Raw genomic sequence first — 19,655 nt, 5'->3', positions numbered from 1 at the left:
GCCCCCCCCCGGGCCGCCCGACCGTCCACCCCGGCGCCCCGCGCCCCCGCCGCCGTACCCCTGGAGATCCGTTCATGGCCGCTCCCGCCCCCTCGCCGACCGGGCTCCGCTTCGCCGTGTCCGTCGACGTCCGGCGCGACCAGCAGCCGCACCACGAGACCCGGATCGACGCCCATGTGCGCGTCAAGGCCTCCGGAACCGGCCCCCGGGACCAGCGGCCCGCCACCGAACTCGCCGTCGTCCTCGCGCTGGACGTCGCCCCGGCGCGCAGGGATGCCGCCGCCGCCGCGCTCGCCGCAGCCCTGCGCGCCCTGCCCGACGGGCTGTCGTTCGCCGTGCTCGGGGGCGCCGGGGACGACGGGCCAAGCCGCCGCTACCCGCTGCGCGGGGCATGGGCCCTCGCGGACACCGATGAGAAGCGGCGCGCCGCGTTCAGCGCGGGGAGCGTCGCGCCGACCCCCGACGACCGGCCGCCGCCGGGGTACGGGGCCTGGCTCACCGCCGCCCGGGCCCTCTTCGGACAACGGCCCCTGCCCGTACGGCACCTGGTTCTCGTCACCGACGGCGGCGGCCACGACCCGGCCGGCGAGGCGGCCCTCGGGGCGGAGATCGCCGCGTGCGAGGGGGCGTTCAGCGCGGACGTGCTCGCGCTCGGCGCGGACTGGGACCCCGCGCCGCTGCTCGCCCTCACCGAGGGGCTGCACGGCACGGCGGACACCGCGCCCGACCGGTTCGCGCCGGCCGTCACCGGGGCGCTGCGGCGGCTGCGCCGGGTCCGGAGCCCCGAACTGCCCGTCACCGTCACCGGCCGCCCCGCGGTGACCGGCGTGACGCTGACCGAGACCGCGCCCCGGCCGCTCCTGCTCACCGCGGTCACCGGAGCGGACCACCGGCACCGGTACGCGTTCGCCACCCACCAGTGGGAGCCGGGCACCCGCGACTACCTCCTGACCCTGGGCGTCGACGCGAGCACCGACCCGCTCGGCGTGCTGCTCCAGCTCGCCACCGTGTCCGTCGGCGACGCCACCGCCCCGCTCCTGGTCCGCTGGCTGCCCCCGGGCGTCGCCGTGGGCGCCGGCGGCACCGGCGGCGGAGGCGGCACCGTCGACGCGGTCAACGCCGCCACCCGGATGCGCGCCGCCCTCAACCGGGGCTACGCCGCCCTGGACCCGATGAGCCGCGACGAGGCCGAGCGGCAGTTCGGCCTCGCGGTCCGGCTCGCCCACGAGATCGGCGCCGCCTGGGTCCTCGCCGACATCCGGAAGGTGGCCGACATCGTCGACGGGGTGCGCGGCCTGGTCCGCGTCGGGCCCACCGTGGACCGGGGGACCGTGCGCGAGGGCCGGCTCCACGTCGCCTCCGGCCACCTGCTCGACCTGCCCGCCCACGCGGCCGGCACCCCCGTCAAGTGCCCCGGCTGCCGCCACCTCGCCGGGCCGCACGCCCGGTACTGCATCGCCTGCGGGAGGCTCCTGTGACACCCCGGCCCACCCGGTGGACGCGTCCCTTCCGGGCGCGCCGGCGCACCGGATCGCGCACCCGGCGCCTGCTCGAACTGCACCTGGCCGTCGCCCTGCTGTCCGCCCTCGTCTCCATGACCGCGCTGCTCGTCTCGTACCGCGAGGTGCAGAACGCCGCCGGTGAGATGCGCACCCACGCCGCGCCCGCCGTGCAGGGGGTGGCCTCCACCCAGCTCGCCCTGCTCCGCGCCCACCATGAGGCCGTCACCTCCGTGGGCTCCGGGATCGACCGGGTCGTCGGGGCCGGCGCGCGCTACGAGGCACAGCTCGCCGCCGCCAGCCAGGGCCTGTCCCGGCTCTCCGACGTACAGATCGACGGGGAGCGCGGCCGGGGCGTCCTGGCCACCGTCACCGGCGTACTGACCTCGTACGGCGGCTCCATCACCCCGGGCACCACCACGTACGTGGACGACGAGCTGATGCAGGGACAGAAGCTGGCCGAGGCGGCACGGCAGCTCGACCGGCCGGGCACCGGAGTCGTGCCCAGGCTGGACGTGCTCCAGCACCACCAGATGCAGCGCATGGCCCGGATCAGCACCCTGGGGCCCCTCCAGCTCACCGGCTGGGCCGTCGCCGAACTGGGCCTCCTCGTCCTCGCCCTGACCCTGCTCAGCTCCCTGTGGCTGCTGCGCAGCCGCTGCGGACGCAGCCTGGACCCGTGGCTGCTCGCGGCGCTGCTGCTGACCGTCGCCCTGGCCGTCGTACCGCTGCGGGCGACCGTCGCCACCCAGGAACGGCTGGACACCGCCCGCCACGGGCTGGCCGCCATCGAGGACCGGGCCCGCGACCACGACCGGAACCACCTCGCCGAGGCCCAGTCGTTCGTCACCCGCACCTCGTTCGACCTGCGCGACCGGCTGGCCGTCGAGAGCTGGCAGAGCTGGACGTACTACGGGGCCCTGGGCGCGGGCACGCTCATCCTCCTGCTGCCGGTCGCCGGTCTCGGCCGCAGGCTCAACGCCGACTACTACTGGAGGGCCGGATGAGACCGCGGACGCCGGTGCTCCTGCTCGTCCTCGCCCTGCTTCTGACCGCGGCCGGCTGCGGCCTCGCGGCCCCAGGCGGCAGCGACGCCGAACCCCGGGTGACGATCCTCGGGCCCTGGACCGACGAGCAGGAACGGCAGTTCAAGGACGTCCTGGACGGCTTCGGCATCCCGTACACCTACCAGGGCACCGCGGCCACCCGCGAGGTGCTGCTCGCCGAGGTCCAGGCCGGCAACCCGCCGGACATCGCGATCCTGCCCGGCGTCGGCGAACTCGTCGAATACGCGAAGGAGGGCCGGCTCCAGTCGCTGACCGGCCTCTACGACGAGGAGGAGTACGGCAAACCGTGGCTGCCCGTGGCCAAGGGCATAGGGCAGCACCTGTGGGTGCCGCTCAAGGTGGACCTCAAGTCCATCGTGTGGTTCCGCGAGGGCGAGGCTCCGCCGTCCCGGCCCGCCCCGCTCCGCGCCTGGTGCCTGGCCATGGGCGACGACGGCTCGTCCGGCTGGCCCGGCAGCGACTGGATCGAGGACCTGCTCCTCCAGCAGGCCGGTCCGGTGCTGTACGCGCGCTGGGCGACCGGCGAACTGGAGTGGACCGCCCCCCAGGTCGTCACCGCCTGGCGCACCTGGGCCGGGCTGCTGGCCCAGGGACCGGCCGACGCGCGCGCGGACATCCTCGAAGGCGACCACCGGGGCGAGGACGGGGCACCCGGGCTGCTCTTCGGGGACAGCGGATGCTCCCTCGAACACCAGGGCTCCTTCGCCCGCGCCTTCTACGGGGACCGCAGCGCCGGGGCCGCCTTCACGGACTCGGCACGGCTGCTGCCCGGCGGCTCGTACAGTGTGAAGGCGCACGAGGTCTCCGCCGACTTCGCCGCCCTGTTCGGCAAGGGCGACCGGGCCCGCGCGCTGGTCAGGCGGCTCACCTCCGAGCAGGCCCAGGAGGAGTGGGGCCGCAAGGGCGGCGTGTTCTCGGCCAACTCCGCCGTCCCGGCCCGCGAGGGCGCGGTCGAGAAGGAGGTCGGCCGGCGCCTCACGGAGCAGCGGGTGCCGCTGTGCCTGGACGCGTCGGACGTGATGCCGGCGGCGGTGCGGGACGCGTTCTACGAGGCGGTGCTGCTGACCGTGGCCCACCCCGACGAGCCGGTGCTCCCGCGCCTGGAGGACATCCAGAAGGTGCAGAACGAACAGCCCGCCTCCCTCCCCCGGCTCACCGGCGTGTGCGGCAGGCCACAGTGAACCCTTTGTGGAACCCCCACAAGAGGAACCCGGTACCGGCTGGTACTTCGCCTGCATGGGCCCGGGCTTCTGTCAGGCTCCACCAGTAAACCGGGCAGGAGACTGTACGGAGTCGACGGCACGATTTTCTTGGCGGGGTTCGTAGGGTCGTTACATGACCGTTGTGGACGAAACCCAGGGCGAGCCGAGTGACACCCGCGGCCGTGTGGCCGAACTGCTGGCACTGCGCGAGCAGGCCCGCCGCGGACCCAGCGACCGGGCGACCGAGGCGCAGCACGCCAAGGGCAAGCTGACCGCCCACGAGCGCATCGAGCTCCTCCTCGACCCGGGTTCCTTCCACGAGGTCGAGCAGCTGCGCCGCCACCGGGCGACCGGTTTCGGCCTGGAGGCGAAGAAGCCGTACACGGACGGTGTGGTCACCGGCTGGGGGACGGTGGAAGGCCGCACGGTCTTCGTGTACGCGCATGACTTCCGGATCTTCGGCGGGGCGCTGGGTGAGGCGCACGCGACGAAGATCCACAAGATCATGGACATGGCCATCTCGGCCGGTGCGCCGCTGGTGTCGCTGAACGACGGTGCGGGTGCCCGTATCCAGGAGGGTGTGTCGGCGCTCGCCGGTTACGGCGGGATCTTCCAGCGCAACACGCGTGCTTCCGGGGTGATCCCGCAGATCAGTGTGATGCTCGGTCCGTGCGCGGGCGGTGCGGCCTACAGCCCCGCCCTGACGGACTTCGTGTTCATGGTCCGTGAGACCTCGCAGATGTTCATCACCGGACCGGATGTCGTGAAGGCGGTCACCGGCGAGGAGATCACCCAGAACGGCCTCGGCGGCGCGGACGTGCACGCCGAGACCTCGGGCGTCGCGCACTTCGCGTACGACGACGAGGAGACCTGCATCGCCGAGGTCCGGTACCTCATCGGGATGCTGCCCTCCAACAACCGGGAGAACCCGCCCACCGCGGCGAGCGACGACCCGGCCGACCGGCGCGGCGACGCCCTCCTGGACCTGGTCCCGGCCGACGGCAACCGCCCGTACGACATGCACAAGGTCATCGAGGAGCTCGTCGACGACGGCGACTACCTGGAGATCCACGAGCGCTGGGCCCGCAACATCATCTGCGCCCTGGCCCGGATGGACGGCCAGGTCGTCGGCATCGTCGCCAACCAGCCCCAGGCCCTGGCCGGCGTGCTGGACATCGAGGCGTCCGAGAAGGCCGCGCGGTTCGTCCAGATGTGTGACGCCTTCAACATCCCCATCATCACTCTTCTGGACGTACCCGGCTTCCTGCCCGGCGTCGATCAGGAGCACGGTGGGATCATCCGGCACGGCGCGAAGCTGCTCTACGCGTACTGCAACGCGACGGTGCCGCGGATCTCCCTGATCCTGCGCAAGGCGTACGGCGGCGCCTACATCGTCATGGACAGCCAGTCCATCGGTGCGGACCTCACCTACGCCTGGCCCACCAACGAGATCGCCGTGATGGGCGCGGAGGGCGCCGCCAACGTCATCTTCCGCCGGCAGATCGCGGAGGCCGAGGACCCCGAGGCCATGCGGACCCGCATGGTCAAGGAGTACAAGACCGAGCTGATGCACCCCTACTACGCCGCCGAGCGCGGCCTGGTCGACGACGTCATCGACCCGGCCGAGACGCGCGAGGTCCTGATCGCCTCGCTCGCGATGCTCCGCACCAAGCACGCCGACCTGCCGGCCCGCAAGCACGGCAACCCCCCGCAGTAGAAGACGGAGACACCACTCATGACCACTGCCACCGCCGAATCCGTGCTGCGCGTCGAGAAGGGCCTCGCGGACCCCGAGGAACTGGCCGCGATCACCGCGGTCCTCCTCGCCCGCGCCGCGGCCCAGCCCACCACGGCCCCCACCCGAGTCCGCGACACGGCCGGCTGGCGCCGCCTGGAACGCACCCCGGGCTTCCGGGCCCCGCACAGCTGGCAGGGCTGAAGACCGAGCCCGCAGGCGCATTCCAAGGCCGGCGGGCAAGATCAAGCCCGTCCGGCGATTGAGGACAAGCAAGGCCGCCAGGCCGAGCGGCGCAACGCCGATGGCCCCGCACTCCCAGGAGTGCGGGGCCATCGGCGTACCGGGAACACCTACCGCAGGCGCGCCATGAGCGCATGCTCCACCAAGGTGATCAACGCACTCTTCGCATCCGCCCGGTGCCGCGCGTCCGTCGTCAGGATCGGCGTGTCGGGCCCGATCTGAAGCGCCTCGCGCACCTCGTCCGGCGTGTACGGCTGGTGGCCGTCGAAGCCGTTGAGGGCGATGACGAACGGCAGCCCGCTGTTCTCGAAGTAGTCGACCGCCGGGAAGCAGTCCGCCAGACGGCGCGTGTCGACCAGCACCACCGCGCCGATCGCACCCCGCACCAGGTCGTCCCACATGAACCAGAAGCGGTCCTGGCCCGGCGTACCGAAGAGGTACAGGATCAGGTCCTGGTCCAGGGTGATGCGGCCGAAGTCCATCGCCACCGTCGTGGTGGTCTTGTCCCCCGTGTGCGTCAGGTCGTCGATGCCCGCCGACGCGGACGTCATCACGGCTTCGGTGCGCAGCGGATTGATCTCCGAGACGGCACCGACAAACGTGGTCTTACCCACGCCGAAGCCCCCTGCCACCACGATCTTCGCCGAGGTAGTGGAGCGGGCCGCTCCGCCGCTAGAGCTTGCGAAGTCCACTGAGCACCCTTTCGAGCAGTGTCACATCTGGCTGGCCGCCGGCGGACTCGTCGCCGCCGGGCTGATGGATAGCGACGAGTCCCGCCTCGGCCAGGTCGGCTACGAGGATGCGGGCCACGCCGAGGGGGATCGAGAGGAGGGCCGAGATCTCGGCCACCGACTTGATCTCGAAGCACAGCCGGCAGATCCGCTGGTGCTCGGGCAACTGCCCTTGCAGCCGGGACGGATCAGCCGTAGTACTGACCAACGCCTCAATGGCGAGTTGGTAGCGCGGTCGGGTCCGGCCACCTGTCATGGCGTACGGACGGACGAGCGGATTGTGCGCTGCCGGAGCCGCCGGCTCGGGCGCCCGCCGCGGCTGCACCGGCTGGATACGGGGCTGCTGCTGCGGCGCGTCGAAGCGGTGCGGCCTGCGCGCGCGGGGCTGCTGCGGCTGCGCGGGCTGCTGGGGCTCCTGCTGCGGCCAGCCGGGCCCCGACTGGCCGTACTGGCCCTGCCCGTACGGCTGGTAGGGCTGCTGAGGCTGCTGAGCGCCCTGTCTGCCGGGTGCGGAGGGGAAGTTGAAACGTTCGTCCCCGTGCTCACCCGGAACGTGCCGGTCACCGTCGTACTGGTGCCCGCCTGGGGGTGTACCCACGATTCCTCCTCCGCCTGCCGGTCCCGATCCAGTGGACCGCGCCACCGCACCCTATGGCGCGGTGACGCGAAACGCACTGTCTGGTTACTGGATAAGACTAGTTAAGAAGACTTCCCTGGAGCTCGGCACGGAGGTCCGGCGTCAGAACGCTGCCCGCGCGGTCGACCAGAAGGGCCATTTCGTACCCGATGAGGCCGATGTCGGCGTCCGGGTGTGCGAGAACGGCCAAGGAGGACCCGTCGGAAACGGACATGATGAAGAGGAATCCTCGCTCCATCTCCACAACCGTCTGATTCACCGCGCCGCCCTCGAAGATCCGCGAGGCGCCGGCGGTCAGCGAGGTCAGACCGGAGGCGACCGCCGCCAGCTGGTCCGCGCGGTCGCGCGGGAATCCCTCGGACATCGCCAGCAGGAGTCCGTCGGCGGAGACCACCACCGTGTGCGACACCCCGGGGGTGTTGTCCACGAAGTTGGTGATCAACCAGTTCAGATTCTGCGCCGCCTGGCTCATCGGGCTCACACTAACGCTCCTGGTTGTAGGTAGTACTTGTGTCCGTACCCGCGTTGCGTCCCCGGAGGACACCGCGCCGCAGGTTGCTCAGCCTGCCACGCACGTCTTCCGGCGCGCGGGAGACCTGGGGGCCGCCCTGCTGGGTCTGTTCGGCGGTGCCCTCGACCAGGTTGGCCTTGGGCACGCGCCGGGGAAGACCGGACGGGGTGATCCCGCCCGCCTTCGGCTCCCGGAGCTTCTCGGCCCGCTCCCAGCGCTCGTCGTTGGCCGAGCGCCAGTCGTCGGTGCCGTCGTTCCCGTCGTTTCCGTCGGCGGCCTGCTGCGCCGGGGACGGCCGCTGCGGCAGTTCCTGCTGCTGCGGACGCTCCTGCGCTCCACCGGACCCGCCGTTCCCGCGGCCCGTGGGCTGCCAGTGCTGCTGGCCGCCCCGGCGCGGAAGACCGGCTTCGGTCAGTTCGTGGCCGGTGTTCGGGACGGGGCCCGAACGCTCGAAGCCTACGCGCTCCTGCGGCTCGGCGGGAGCGCTCACCGCAGATTCCGGTTCCGCCTGGCCGACCGGCTCGAAGCCGCCCTGGTACGTGCCCTGATCTGCCCACTCTTCCTGCTGGGGCTGGGCGGCGTACTGCTCGTCGTAGCCCTGCACGGGCGCCTCGGGGGCCGCGTAGGCCGCCTCCGGATAGCCGCCCTGGGCGCCGTCGTAGGCGGGCTGGGCGTCGTAGCCGGGGGCACCGGCGTACGGGTCGTACCCGCCCTCGTACTGCTGCGCCGCGTAGGCGTCCTGACCGTTCCCGGGGTAGGCGTCCTGGCCGTTCCCCGGGTAGGCGTCCCGGCCGTACGCGCCCTCGGCGTACACCTGCTCGGGCTGCGCCTGCTCCGGCTGCTCCGGGAACGCCTGGCGCTCGCCGCCGGCGGCCTGGGCCTCCAGCGCCGCGCGGCGCTCCTCGCGCATCAGCGAGCGGCCCACCGGGTCGAGCTGGGCGGAGTCCGCGGAGCCCTCGTCGTAACGCGAGTCGTCGAAGCCGAGTTCGGCCGCCGTACGCAGCTGCTGCTGGTGCGGCAGGGCGTCGAACGCCTGCTGCTGCGGGATGATCGAGGAGACGGTGAAGTCGTCCGGCTCCGGCGCGTCGCCGCCGCCACCGTGGGTGATCGCGTCCGGCAGCATGACCAGCGAGGTCGTGCCGGCCTGCTCGCCCGAGGGGCGCAGCTGGACCCGGATGCCGTGCCGGTCGGCGAGGCGGCCGACCACGAACAGGCCCATGCGCTGCGAGACCGCGGCGTCCACCGTCGGCGGGTTGGCCAGCTTGTGGTTGATGTCGGCGAAGTCCTCGGCGGTGAGGCCGATGCCCTTGTCGTGGATCTCGATCATCACGCGGCCGTCGGGCAGCCGGGTCGCGGTGACCCGCACCTTGGTCTGCGGCGAGGAGAACGTCGTGGCGTTCTCCAGCAGCTCGGCCAGCAGGTGCACGAGGTCGGTGACGGACTGACCGTGGATCTCGGTCTCCGGGACGCCGGAGAGCTCGATGCGCTCATACGACTCCACCTCGGAGGAGGCGGCGCGCAACACGTCCACCAGCGGCACCGGCTGGTTCCAGCGGCGGCCGGGCTCCTCGCCGGCGAGGACGAGAAGGTTCTCGCCGTTGCGGCGCATGCGGGTCGCCAGGTGGTCGAGCCGGAACAGGCTCTCCAGCTGGTCCGGGTCGGCCTCGTTGTTCTCCAGGTCGGTGATCAGGGTCAGCTGGCCCTCGATGAGCGACTGGTTGCGGCGCGAGAGGTTGGTGAAGATCGCGTTGACGTTGCCCCGGAGCATGGCCTGCTCGGCCGCGAGCCGGACCGCCTCCTGGTGCACCTGGTCGAAGGCGCGGGCGACCTCGCCGATCTCGTCCTGCGAGGTGATCGGGATCGGCTGCACGCGGGTGTCGACCCGGCCCGGGTCGGTGCGCGACAGCTGGTCGACCAGCGAGGGCAGCCGCTGCTCGGCGATGGAGAAGGCCGCCGTACGCAGCCGGCGCATCGACCGGCTCATCTGGCGGGCCATGACCCCGGCCAGGAGGAACGCGGCCAGCAGGGCGACGATGACGATCGACGCGTTGACGATGGCGTCGGTCCGGGCGTCGGAGGAGATCTCCGCCGCCTCGGTCACGGCCCGGTCGACCAGCTCGTCCTCGACCGTGGTGTAGCCGTCGAACTTGGCGGTGGCGGCGGCCATCCAGGTCTCGGCGGTGATCCCCTTCGCCTTCAGCTCGTCCGGGTCCTTGCCGAGGCCGATCTCCTTGGCCATGCCGTCGTAGACCGAGCCGTCGATGGAGGGCGGCGCCACGAACGGCACACCGGCCGCGTCCGCCTTCTCCTTGGCGTCCTTCAGTTGGGACGCGCCCTCGGCGGCCTTGGCACCCATGACCTTGCGCAGCCGGGCCGCGTCGGCCTCCGTACCGCCGGAGGTGAACTCACCGAGGGCGATCTGCTCCAGGTAGTTGTACGAACCGAACGCCTTGACCTGGTCGTTGAACTTGCCCTCCACCTTGCTGGGACGGACGAGGAGGTGCATGCCGATGGAGCGCTGAAGCGATTCTGCGGCCTTGGCCAGCTCGATCGCGTAGACGGTCCGGCCGTAGCTCGTGATGTTGCCGGTGCCGAGGCCGAGTTCGTTGCAGAACTCCATCAGGGAGTGCTGGACCTGGACGTAGCCCTCTTCGGTCTTCACCGGGTCCATGGCCGCGGTGTACGCCGCCTTGCGCAGCTGCGGGAGCTTCGGCTCCTCCAGCTTGAACAGCTTGAGGCGGCGCTGGAGGCCCTCCTTGGCCGGCATGTCCTTGACGGCGTCGGCGAACTTGGCGGCGGCCGCGTCGGTGGTGGCGCGGGTCTGCGTGACGACCTCGTCCTCACGCTTGTTCGACAGCAGCGGCTGGGCGGTGAGGTCGCGCTCGTTGAGCAGGGCCTGTCCGTACTCCGCGGCGGCCCGCACGATCAGCGCGGTCTTCTCCGCGTCCTGGGCCTCCTGCCAGGTGTTGACCGAGCCCTTCACCTGGAACCCGCCCATGACCAGGCCGACCAGTACCGGGACCAGGAGGATCGCGTTCAGCCGGGTGGGCACCCGCCAGTTGCGCGGCGACAGCCGGCTGGTGCTGCCACCGGCCGGTGCCCCTTCGGACACGTCGGCGGACGGCGCCGCGGCACGCGACGGCGGGGTGAAGTTGCCCCGCTCCGCCTGCGCCGTGGAGCCCTCGTTGTTACGCCTCACTCGACCAACAACCTCTCGGCGTCGGCACCTACGCTGTGCCGGGTTTTGTTCAGGGCCGTACTGAGACCGTCCGGCACATGGTGGGCGGACGGTCTTACTCGGGAGTTGGTCGAATTGCAGCACGGCTGACGGCCGCGTTCCAAACAGTCGGAATGGGCGATTCCGAGTGGCTCACGCCTCAGATAAATCGGGCATAAAGAGCGAGCCCCGCCAAAAGGCGAGGCTCATGTGAGCGCAGCGACACCGGTCGTGCGCATCCGGTGTCGGTCGCGGGGCAATTCTCTTTCGAAACGTTATGAATACGGGGGCGGATCGTGTCAAAGGACACAGCCCGCCCCCGTGTGACTACGGTAACTGCCGTATGCCACTTCCGACTTGCGGCTACTTGAGCCGGGCCATCAGAGCGTGCTCCACCAGCGTGATCAGACCGCTCTTCGCGTCCGCGCGGTGCCGCGCGTCCGTGGTGATGATCGGCGTGTCGGGCCCGATCTGCAGCGCCTCGCGCACCTCGTCCGGCGTGTACGGCTGGTGGCCGTCGAAGCCGTTGAGGGCGATGACGAACGGCAGCCCGCTGTTCTCGAAGTAGTCGACCGCCGGGAAGCAGTCGGCGAGGCGGCGGGTGTCCACCAGGACGACGGCGCCGATCGCGCCCCGCACCAGGTCGTCCCACATGAACCAGAAGCGGTCCTGGCCCGGCGTACCGAAGAGGTACAGGATCAGGTCCTGGTCCAGGGTGATGCGGCCGAAGTCCATCGCCACCGTCGTGGTGGTCTTCCCGCCGGTGTGCGTGAGGTCGTCGATGCCCGCCGACGCGGACGTCATCACGGCTTCGGTGCGCAGCGGATTGATCTCCGAGACGGCACCGACGAACGTGGTCTTGCCCACGCCGAATCCACCGGCCACGACGATCTTCGCCGAGGTGGTGGCCCGGGTCGCCGCGCCGCCGTTAGAGCTTGCGAAGTCCACTGAGCACCCTTTCGAGCAGTGTCACATCCGGCGCGCCGCCGGCCTCTCCATTGCCCGGCTGGTGAATGGCCACCATGCCGGCTTCCGCCAGGTCCGCGACGAGAATCCGCGCCACACCGAGGGGCATCGACAGCAGGGCCGAGACCTCGGCCACCGACTTGACCTCGCGGCACAGATGGCAGATCCGCTGATGCTCGGGAAGCAGGGTCCCCAGATGCGCGGGATCGGCCGTGGTGCTGACCAGGGCTTCTATCGCCAGCTGATAGCGCGGCCGGGTACGTCCACCGGTCATGGCGTACGGGCGGACCAGCGGCTGGTCGCCCTCACCTTCGTACGACGCGTGACTCGACGCGCCGTACGGATCGGGTGAGGCGGGTGGCGGGGTCATGAATCCTCCGGGCGTGACAGCAGGGTGTCGGCTTGCCGTCTGAAGGGGCCGGTGGGGGGCTGTAAGCGGCCGGACGGTCGAGGGTGGGTTGTCGGGTTGATCGTCTGTGTCACTGGTTCACGGCCGCCTAGTGGAGCAGGCTGCCCTGGAGCTCCGCGCGGAGGTCCGGGGTCAGGACGGTGCCCGCCCGGTCCACCAGCAGGGCCATCTCGTACCCGACCAGACCGATGTCGGCGTCCGGGTGGGCCAGCACGGCCAGCGAGGAGCCGTCCGAGATGGACATCAGGAACAGGAAGCCCCGCTCCATCTCCACCACGGTCTGGCTGACGGCACCGCCCTCGAAGATCCGGGAGGCGCCGGCGGTCAGCGAGGTCAGCCCGGACGCGACGGCCGCCAGCTGGTCGGCGCGGTCACGCGGGAAACCTTCGGACATCGCCAGCAGCAGCCCGTCCGCCGAAACCACCACCGTGTGCGACACCCCTGGGGTGTTGTCCACGAAGTTGGTGATCAGCCAGTTCAGATTCTGTGCGGCCTGACTCATCGGGCTCAACTAACGCTCCTGCTGGTGAGTGGGGCCGAGGGGGAAGCTACCGGTCTGACCGCTGCCCGCCTGACGCCCCTGCTGGATGCCCCGGCGGAGATTGGTCAGACGGCCGCGCACGTCATCGGGCGCGCGCGAGACCTGCGGACCGGACTGGTGGTTCTGCTGCTGGGCGGTACCCGGCACCAGGTTGGCACGCGGGACCCGGCGCGGCAGACCGGACGTGGTGATGCCACCCGCCGCGGGCTTCTTCACCCGCTCCGCCTGCCGGACGATCTCATCGTTCGGCGACGCCCGCCAGGCGCTCGCCGCGCCGCTGTCGCCGAGGGTCCGCTGCGGCGCGGGAGCCAGGGGCTCCTGGGCCGGCTGCTGCGGGAAGTCCTGCGCCGGGGCGGCCGGAGGCTGCTGCGGGGCACCCGGCTGCGGACCGCGGAACCAGTTGGTCTCCAGCGTGTCGTACAGCGGGGTGCGGCCGTCGCCGGGCCCGGCCGGCGGCAACGCCTCGGGCTGCTGCGGCTGCTGCGGCAGGACCGGGCGGTACGGGGCCTCGGGCGCCTGGCCCGCCATGGGCGGACGCGGCGCGCCGAAGTCCTGGTCGTCGCGCTGCCGGGGCGCGGGCTGCTGCGGGGCACCGAAGTCCGGGCGGGCGAACTGCGAGGTGCTCGTCACGTCCGGGCTCTGCGGCCCGTTGCCGTACCCGCCGTTGTGCTGGGGGCCGTTCGGCTGCGGTACGCCGCGCTGCGGCAGACCGGCCTGCGGGCCGTTGTGCTGCGGTGCGTTGCCCTGCTGCGGCGCGGGTGCCGAGAAGTCGGGCCGGGCGAACTCCGCCGTGGAGCCGGGCCCCTGGCGGTCGTCGGCCGGAAGACGCGGGGCCGGCGGCTGCGGGAAGCGGCCCGTGGTCTCCGACTCCTCGTGACCGCGCGGCGCGTCGAGCGGCGTGCGCCGGGGCGCGGACGGCTCGTCGGTGCCCCAGCTCGTCGTCTGCGGGCGCTGCGGGGCCGGGAAGCCGCCGGGCGCACCCTGGGCCGGGTTCGGGCCGGCGTTCGGGGCCGGCGAGCCACCGGGCAGCTCGGCGCGCGGACCGCCGACCGGCGGCAGCTGGCGCTCGTTCCGCCCCGGACCGCGCGGCGGCTCGAAGGCGTTGCGCCCGTCCTGACCGCCCTGGCCCGCCTGGTCGAACCGGGCCTGCTGGGGCTGCGGGGCCTGCGGGGCGCCCGGGCCGTTCGGCTCGGGGCGCCGCTGGTCGAAGAGGCTGGGCCGGTTCGCGTCCGGGCCGCCCTCGCCCTGACCGCGGGCGCCGAGCCGGGCACCGCCGAACGCACCGGCCAGGCCGCCGCCCTGACGGGGGCCGTCCTGACGGGGGCCGTCCTGGGCCGGGCGGCCCTGCGGGTTCTGGAACGCCGAGTCCTGCGCGCCCGGTCCGCCCTGCGGGTTCTGCGGGCGGTTGCCGTCGCGGGCGGGCAGCGCGGCCCGGGGGCCGGAGCCGGCGCCGACCTGGCCGCGCTGGGGGCCGGGGCCCGCGGCGGGGCGTCCGCCCTGTCCCTGGGCGTCGTTGCCGCCGGCGAGCAGGCCGCCGGGGGCCTGCTGACCGGGCGCCTGCTTCGGGGCCGGCTGCCGGCCGCCGTGCGCGACGTCCACCGGGAGCATGACCAGCGCGGTGGTGCCGCCGGAGTCCGAGGGGCGCAGCTGGATGCGGATGCCGTGGCGCAGCGAGAGCCGGCCGACCACGAACAGGCCCATGCGGCGGGAGACCGAGACGTCCACGGTGGGCGGCGAGGCCAGCCGCTCGTTGATCGCGGCCAGGTCCTCCGGGGAGAGCCCGATGCCGGTGTCGTGGATCTCGACCAGCACCCGGCCGTCGGGCAGGGCGTGACCGGTCACCCGGACCTTCGTCTGCGGCGAGGAGAACGAGGTGGCGTTCTCCAGCAGCTCGGCGAGGAGGTGCACGAGGTCGTTGACGACCCGGCCCGCGACCTCGGTGGCGGGCACCGCGGCCAGTTCGATGCGCTCGTACTGCTCCACCTCGGACGCGGCGGCGCGGAGCACGTCGACCAGCGGCACGGGGCGGGTCCACCGGCGGCCCGGCTCCTCGCCGGCGAGGACGAGGAGGTTCTCGCCGTTCCGGCGCATACGGGTCGCGAGGTGGTCGAGCTTGAAGAGCGAGGAGAGCTGGTCCGGGTCGGCCTCGCGCGACTCCAGCTCGGAGATGAGCGAGAGCTGGCGCTGGATGAGGCCCTGCGAGCGGCGCGAGAGGTTGGTGAACATCGCGTTGACGTTGCCCCGCAGAAGGGCCTGCTCGGCGGCGAGACGGACCGCCTCGCGGTGCACGTCGTCGAAGGCCGCGGCCACCTTGCCGATCTCGTCGCGGGAGTGCACACCGACGGACTCGACCGAGGTGTCGACGTCCTGCGGGTCGGCCTCGGAGAGCTGCTTGACCAGCTCGGGCAGACGGTCCTGGGCGACGCGGGTCGCGGTGTCCTGGAGCCGGCGCAGCGAGCGGATCATGGACCGGGCGACGACGAAGGCGCCGACCAGCGAGACACCGAGCACGAGCAGGATCAGCGCACCGGAGATGATCGCCTCGCGCTGGGACTCCTCGCGCAGTTCGCGCGCCTTGCCCTCCATGTCGCTGAGCAGGGTCTCCTCGACCCGCTTCATGGTGTTGATCTTGACGGTGTCCTGGTCGTACCAGTTCATGTACGAGCGCCGGGCCTTGGAACCGCCCATGGAGAGCGGGTTCTCCAGCATCTTCTGCGCGTACGTCTCCGCGGCCTTGATGTCCGGGTTGCCGTCGTCGAGCGTCGCGGTCAGCTCGTCGGCGTCCTTGCCGGTGGAGGTGTAGATCGCCTCGAACGACGTGAGGGCGGCCTGCTCCTTGCTGTGCGCGGCCAGGCCGAACTGCTGGTCGTTGCGGTCGAGGTCGGGCTTCTTGTCGTCGCTGGTGGGCAGCGCGGCGGCGATGATCGCACGCTGGATCGAGGCGTACTCCTTGGCGGAGGAGAACGCCGCCAGCGCACGGGTCCGCTTGATCATCTCGGGGCTGCTGGTCGCCTGGGCCATGTCCTGGGACAGGCTCAGCAGCGAGGTGATCAGCTGGCTGTAGGCGTCGATCGTCTGGAGGGACGGGCTGCCCTTCTCGTACGCGTGCTTGCGGATGTCGCGGATGGAGCTGAGCCGCGTGGCGATCTGCTGGACGCTGGTGTGGATGCTCTCCAGGGTGTCGTCACCGGTGGTGTCACCGATGTCGCCCGTGCCGTGGAGGAACGCCAGCTGCGCCCGGTCGGTCTTCTGCCGGGGCGTGGTGATCTTGAAGTCGGTCTCGGGCACGCCGTGCGACAGCGGACCGGCCGTCTGGTCGCGCTCCTCCTGGAGCGCCTGTGCCAGCGAGGTCGCCTGCTTCGTCATCTCGGTCAGCAGCTGCATGTGCTCCAGCTGCTGGATGTCGTTCAGGGAGTCGTTGATGCGCAGACCACCCAGCGTGGTCGCGGCGACCACGGGGAGGGCGAGCAGGGACACCAGGCGGGTGCTGATGCGCCAGTTGCGGAGAGCTACCCGCGAGCCCGTGCTGACGGGGCCTCGCGGTGCCGGCGTGGCGGCCTGCTCGGGCTCGCCGCCGGCCGGAGCGGCGCCGGGGCGGCGGTCGCGGTCACCTTGGTCACCGGCCGCGGCCGATCCGGGGTTCTGGGCGTGCTGGGGCGAGGAGCCGCGGTCGGTCCCGCCGCGCGGCTCCTGTTCCGCCGCAGCGCTGCCATCCCTCTTGAAACGTCCCTGCACTAGCGTCGCAACCTCTGGACCAGGCGTTCTTCCGTCATGAACGGAGAAAACGGTGTCGGCGTGGTGGGGCGTTGTCCTGCCCCCATGGTGGTCGTGAGTGACCGGCGCTCTTCCCCTTCCCGCCGCCACTCGGCGCTGCGTTGCGCCCCTGCGCGCCGGCTTGAAACCCGCGGCGGTGCGTGGAATTTCAGCACAGTGCTGGATCTCCAACAAGGGCCAGGTACCGGGCTGTGACCTGCGTGACACCGTGTGATGGGTGCGTAACAAGCGGTGGAGGCGGTTCGCGGACAATCCGGACGATTGCGGGTGAGTCCCCACGGGGTGAGGGGTGTCCCAGTCGCCATGATCAGGAGCGGAATGGTGGGTTCAGGGGTGACATGTCCGTTTCGGAGGTTCAGACCGCGCGTCCCTATTGAGGCAATTGTCGTGGTGCTCGTGAGCAAACTCACATGAAGATCGCCGACTTTTCCGGGCCGCCGGAGGGAATTGCATGTTTAGCCTGACGCTTTACTGGGATGGCAGAACCGACAACCGGCGCCCCCTCTCGTACGGGCGGCGCCCCGACGACAGGGCCGTACGGCAGATGAACACGACGACGCTCCGCAACCTCGCCAACCCCCGCCGCACCACGCTGGCGCACCTCAAGGACGCCGAGGCGCTGCAGACGGCGGTACTCCCGGAGCACGCGGTCCAGCTGCCGACGCAGACCGCCAACCCGCGCCGCACGATCCTGATGAAGGCCCCCGCCGCCGTCCCCGCCGCCGCGGAGTAATCCCGCGCGGAGGCGCCCCTCATGCGCGCTAGCCTGGAGCGTCAGTCTTTTCCAGGCACCCAGCAAGCAGTGAGGGGCGACAGCAACCCGTGCGCATCGCCAGGTTCTCCATCGACGGCAATGTCGCCTTCGGCGCGGTCGAGGGCGACGGGCCCGACGGTCTCGTCCTCGACATCATCAAGGGCATCCCGTACTCCGAGTTCGAGCTCTCCGGGACCAAGGTCCCGCTGAACAAGGTGCGGCTGCTGCCGCCCGTGCTCCCCAACAAGGTCGTGGCCATCGGCCGCAACTACGCGGAGCACGCCGCCGAACTCGGCCACGAGGTCCCCGACGTCCCCGTCGCCTTCTTCAAGCCCACCACCTCGGTGATCGGCTCCGGCGACGCCATCGAGTACCCCTCCTTCTCCGACGAGGTCCACCACGAGGCCGAGCTGGCCGTGGTCATCGGCCGGATGTGCCGCGAAGTGCCGCGCGAGCGGGTCAAGGACGTCGTCTTCGGCTACACCTGTGCCAACGACGTCACCGCCCGCGACGCCCAGAAGCGGGAGAAGCAGTGGGCCCGGGCCAAGGGCTTCGACACCTCCTGCCCCCTCGGCCCCTGGGTGGAGACCGACCTCGACCCCGGCGACCTCGCCATCCAGGCCACGGTCAACGGTGAGCAACGCCAGCTCGGCCGCACGAGCGACATGATCCGGTCCATCGAGGACCTGGTCGTCCACATCACGGAAGCCATGACGCTGCTTCCGGGCGATGTGATCCTCACCGGCACTCCCGCGGGGGTCGGACCCCTCCATGTCGGCGACGAGGTCGCCGTCACCATCGAAGGCATCGGCACTCTCACCAACAAGGTGATCAAGCGTGGCTAACGCACCCTTCCCCAAGCTCTCGACTCCACTCGACCAGGGGAGGCCCCACCGCGTACGTTTCTGTCCCTCCCCGACCGGCAACCCGCACGTCGGTCTGGTCCGGACGGCTCTCTTCAACTGGGCCTTCGCCCGGCACCACCAGGGCACCCTGGTCTTCCGCATCGAGGACACCGACGCGGCGCGCGACTCCGAGGAGTCGTACGAGCAGCTCCTCGACGCGATGCGCTGGCTCGGCCTGGACTGGGACGAGGGCCCGGAGGTCGGCGGCCCGCACGCGCCGTACCGCCAGTCGCAGCGGATGGACATCTACCGGGACGTCGCGGAGAAGCTGCTCGCCGGCGGTTACGCGTACCACTGCTACTGCACCACGGAGGAGCTGGACACCCGCCGCGACGCCGCCCGCGCCGCCGGGAAGCCGTCCGGCTACGACGGCCACTGCCGCGAGCTGACCGACGAGCGGAAGGCCGCGTACGAGGCCGAGGGCCGCACGTCGATCGTCCGCTTCCGGATGCCCGACGAGGCGATCACCTTCACCGACCTGGTCCGCGGCGACATCACCGTCCAGCCGGAGAACGTCCCGGACTACGGCATCGTCCGCGCCAACGGCGCCCCGCTCTACACGCTGGTCAACCCGGTGGACGACGCGCTGATGGAGATCACCCACGTCCTGCGCGGCGAGGACCTGCTCTCCTCCACCCCGCGCCAGATCGCCCTGTACCGGGCGCTCATCGAGCTGGGCGTCGCCAAGGACACCCCCGCCTTCGGGCACCTGCCGTACGTCATGGGCGAGGGCAACAAGAAGCTCTCCAAGCGCGACCCGCAGGCTTCGCTCAACCTCTACCGCGAGCGCGGCTTCGTCCGTGAGGGGCTGCTCAACTACCTCTCGCTGCTGGGCTGGTCGATCGCCGAGGACCGCGACATCTTCGACATCGAGGAGATGGTCGCCGCCTTCGACATCAAGGACGTCAACGCCAACCCGGCCCGCTTCGACCTCAAGAAGTGCGAGCACGTCAACGCGGAGCACATCCGCCGCCTCGACGTGAAGGCCTTCACCGAGGCGTGCGGCCCCTGGCTCCGGGCGCCGTTCGCCCCCTGGGCCCCGGAGTCCTTCGACGCGGCGGTCTTCGCCGAGATCGCCCCGCACGCCCAGACCCGGGTCACGGTGCTCTCCGAGATCACCGCCAACGTGGACTTCCTGTTCCTGGACGAGCCGGTGCACGACGAGGCGTCGTGGAACAAGGCGATGAAGGAAGGCTCCGACGCCCTCCTCGTCACCGCCCGCGCCCAGCTCATCGCCGCCGACTGGAACGCCGACGCCCTCAAGGCCGCCGTCCTCGCCGCCGGCGAGCAGCACGGCCTCAAGCTCGGCAAGGCCCAGGCCCCTGTCCGCGTGGCCGTCACCGGCCGCACGATCGGCCTCCCCCTCTTCGAGTCCCTGGAGATCCTGGGCCGCGAGAAGACGATCGCCCGCATCGACGCGGCGCTGGCCAGGCTGGCCGCGTAACGCGTCAGCCACGTACGGGA

The 19,655-nt window shown here is 71.6% G+C and carries 16 protein-coding genes; 8 read left to right on the top strand and 8 right to left on the bottom strand.

Features of this window, described 5'->3' with window-relative positions; all coding sequences use genetic code 11:
• Window positions 1-74: 74 nt before the first annotated feature.
• From ACFUJY_RS20430 to ACFUJY_RS20410, 5 genes are all read left to right on the top strand, one after another.
• Window positions 75-1,478, top strand: coding sequence for a hypothetical protein (locus ACFUJY_RS20430; protein WP_383301387.1), 1,404 nt, complete (start codon window positions 75-77; stop codon window positions 1,476-1,478).
• The gene (locus ACFUJY_RS20425) at window positions 1,475-2,506 is read left to right on the top strand and encodes a hypothetical protein (RefSeq protein ID WP_383301384.1); all 1,032 of its coding nucleotides are present in this window, start codon (window positions 1,475-1,477) and stop codon (window positions 2,504-2,506) included. The genes ACFUJY_RS20430 and ACFUJY_RS20425 overlap by 4 nt, the downstream gene beginning before the upstream one ends.
• Window positions 2,503-3,747, top strand: a complete 1,245-nt coding sequence (locus ACFUJY_RS20420) for a carbohydrate ABC transporter substrate-binding protein (RefSeq protein WP_383301381.1) — start codon at window positions 2,503-2,505, stop codon at window positions 3,745-3,747. Before ACFUJY_RS20425 ends, ACFUJY_RS20420 begins: the two co-directional genes overlap by 4 nt.
• A gap of 154 nt (window positions 3,748-3,901) precedes the next feature.
• The gene (locus ACFUJY_RS20415) at window positions 3,902-5,485 is read left to right on the top strand and encodes an acyl-CoA carboxylase subunit beta (RefSeq protein WP_383301377.1); all 1,584 of its coding nucleotides are present in this window, start codon (window positions 3,902-3,904) and stop codon (window positions 5,483-5,485) included.
• 18 nt (window positions 5,486-5,503) lie between these two features.
• A complete protein-coding gene (locus ACFUJY_RS20410; protein WP_328902593.1) occupies window positions 5,504-5,707 on the top strand; it encodes an acyl-CoA carboxylase subunit epsilon in 204 nt (67 codons plus the stop codon).
• A 149-nt stretch (window positions 5,708-5,856) separates the two neighbouring features.
• Here ACFUJY_RS20410 and ACFUJY_RS20405 read toward each other — a convergent pair whose 3' ends face one another.
• The 8 genes from ACFUJY_RS20405 to ACFUJY_RS20370 form a co-directional block, all read right to left on the bottom strand.
• Complete coding sequence (locus tag ACFUJY_RS20405) at window positions 5,857-6,438, bottom strand: ATP/GTP-binding protein (protein WP_014048542.1); 582 nt, start codon at window positions 6,436-6,438, stop codon at window positions 5,857-5,859.
• Window positions 6,419-7,075, bottom strand: a complete 657-nt coding sequence (locus tag ACFUJY_RS20400; RefSeq protein WP_383301373.1) for a DUF742 domain-containing protein — start codon at window positions 7,073-7,075, stop codon at window positions 6,419-6,421. The genes ACFUJY_RS20405 and ACFUJY_RS20400 overlap by 20 nt, the downstream gene beginning before the upstream one ends.
• A 97-nt stretch (window positions 7,076-7,172) precedes the next feature.
• The gene (locus tag ACFUJY_RS20395) at window positions 7,173-7,586 is read right to left on the bottom strand and encodes a roadblock/LC7 domain-containing protein (protein ID WP_018102439.1); all 414 of its coding nucleotides are present in this window, start codon (window positions 7,584-7,586) and stop codon (window positions 7,173-7,175) included.
• Window positions 7,587-7,596: 10 nt separating this feature from the next.
• Window positions 7,597-10,824: a nitrate- and nitrite sensing domain-containing protein gene (locus tag ACFUJY_RS20390; protein WP_383301370.1), complete on the bottom strand. Its 3,228-nt coding sequence runs from the start codon at window positions 10,822-10,824 to the stop codon at window positions 7,597-7,599.
• A 381-nt stretch (window positions 10,825-11,205) separates the two neighbouring features.
• A complete protein-coding gene (locus tag ACFUJY_RS20385; RefSeq protein WP_028444348.1) occupies window positions 11,206-11,790 on the bottom strand; it encodes an ATP/GTP-binding protein in 585 nt (194 codons plus the stop codon).
• Entirely contained in the window at window positions 11,771-12,178 is a 408-nt protein-coding gene (locus ACFUJY_RS20380; protein WP_018521347.1) for a DUF742 domain-containing protein, read from the bottom strand. Before ACFUJY_RS20380 ends, ACFUJY_RS20385 begins: the two co-directional genes overlap by 20 nt.
• A 127-nt stretch (window positions 12,179-12,305) precedes the next feature.
• On the bottom strand, window positions 12,306-12,719 hold the full coding sequence (locus tag ACFUJY_RS20375) for a roadblock/LC7 domain-containing protein (protein WP_006127850.1): 414 nt from the start codon (window positions 12,717-12,719) through the stop codon (window positions 12,306-12,308).
• A gap of 9 nt (window positions 12,720-12,728) precedes the next feature.
• Entirely contained in the window at window positions 12,729-16,493 is a 3,765-nt protein-coding gene (locus tag ACFUJY_RS20370) for a nitrate- and nitrite sensing domain-containing protein (RefSeq protein WP_383301365.1), read from the bottom strand.
• A 583-nt stretch (window positions 16,494-17,076) separates the two neighbouring features.
• Between ACFUJY_RS20370 and ACFUJY_RS20365 the strand changes: the two genes are divergently transcribed.
• The 3 genes from ACFUJY_RS20365 to gltX all read left to right on the top strand — a co-directional run bounded on the left by ACFUJY_RS20365 (window position 17,077) and on the right by gltX (window position 19,635).
• Window positions 17,077-17,265, top strand: a complete 189-nt coding sequence (locus tag ACFUJY_RS20365; RefSeq protein WP_383301362.1) for a hypothetical protein — start codon at window positions 17,077-17,079, stop codon at window positions 17,263-17,265.
• Between the two features lie 89 nt (window positions 17,266-17,354).
• On the top strand, window positions 17,355-18,131 hold the full coding sequence (locus tag ACFUJY_RS20360; RefSeq protein WP_383301360.1) for a fumarylacetoacetate hydrolase family protein: 777 nt from the start codon (window positions 17,355-17,357) through the stop codon (window positions 18,129-18,131).
• On the top strand, window positions 18,124-19,635 hold the full coding sequence (gene gltX, locus ACFUJY_RS20355; protein WP_383301357.1) for a glutamate--tRNA ligase: 1,512 nt from the start codon (window positions 18,124-18,126) through the stop codon (window positions 19,633-19,635). Before ACFUJY_RS20360 ends, gltX begins: the two co-directional genes overlap by 8 nt.
• The last annotated feature ends 20 nt before the right edge of the window (window positions 19,636-19,655 follow it).

This window comes from Streptomyces sp. NPDC057249 (assembly GCF_042669245.1).
Lineage (GTDB): Bacteria > Actinomycetota > Actinomycetes > Streptomycetales > Streptomycetaceae > Streptomyces.
Note: the sequence above shows the minus strand (reverse complement) of the source record. Positions and strands in the feature narration are given on the sequence as shown.

Coding starts and splice junctions, on each gene's coding strand:
- ACFUJY_RS20415 (WP_383301377.1), top strand. CDS start 3,902: ATGACCGTTGTGGACGAAACCCAGGGCGAGCCGAGTGACACCCGCGGC.
- ACFUJY_RS20420 (WP_383301381.1), top strand. CDS start 2,503: ATGAGACCGCGGACGCCGGTGCTCCTGCTCGTCCTCGCCCTGCTTCTG.
- ACFUJY_RS20395 (WP_018102439.1), bottom strand. CDS start 7,586: ATGAGCCAGGCGGCGCAGAATCTGAACTGGTTGATCACCAACTTCGTG.
- ACFUJY_RS20430 (WP_383301387.1), top strand. CDS start 75: ATGGCCGCTCCCGCCCCCTCGCCGACCGGGCTCCGCTTCGCCGTGTCC.
- ACFUJY_RS20365 (WP_383301362.1), top strand. CDS start 17,077: ATGAACACGACGACGCTCCGCAACCTCGCCAACCCCCGCCGCACCACG.
- ACFUJY_RS20410 (WP_328902593.1), top strand. CDS start 5,504: ATGACCACTGCCACCGCCGAATCCGTGCTGCGCGTCGAGAAGGGCCTC.
- ACFUJY_RS20380 (WP_018521347.1), bottom strand. CDS start 12,178: ATGACCCCGCCACCCGCCTCACCCGATCCGTACGGCGCGTCGAGTCAC.
- ACFUJY_RS20375 (WP_006127850.1), bottom strand. CDS start 12,719: ATGAGTCAGGCCGCACAGAATCTGAACTGGCTGATCACCAACTTCGTG.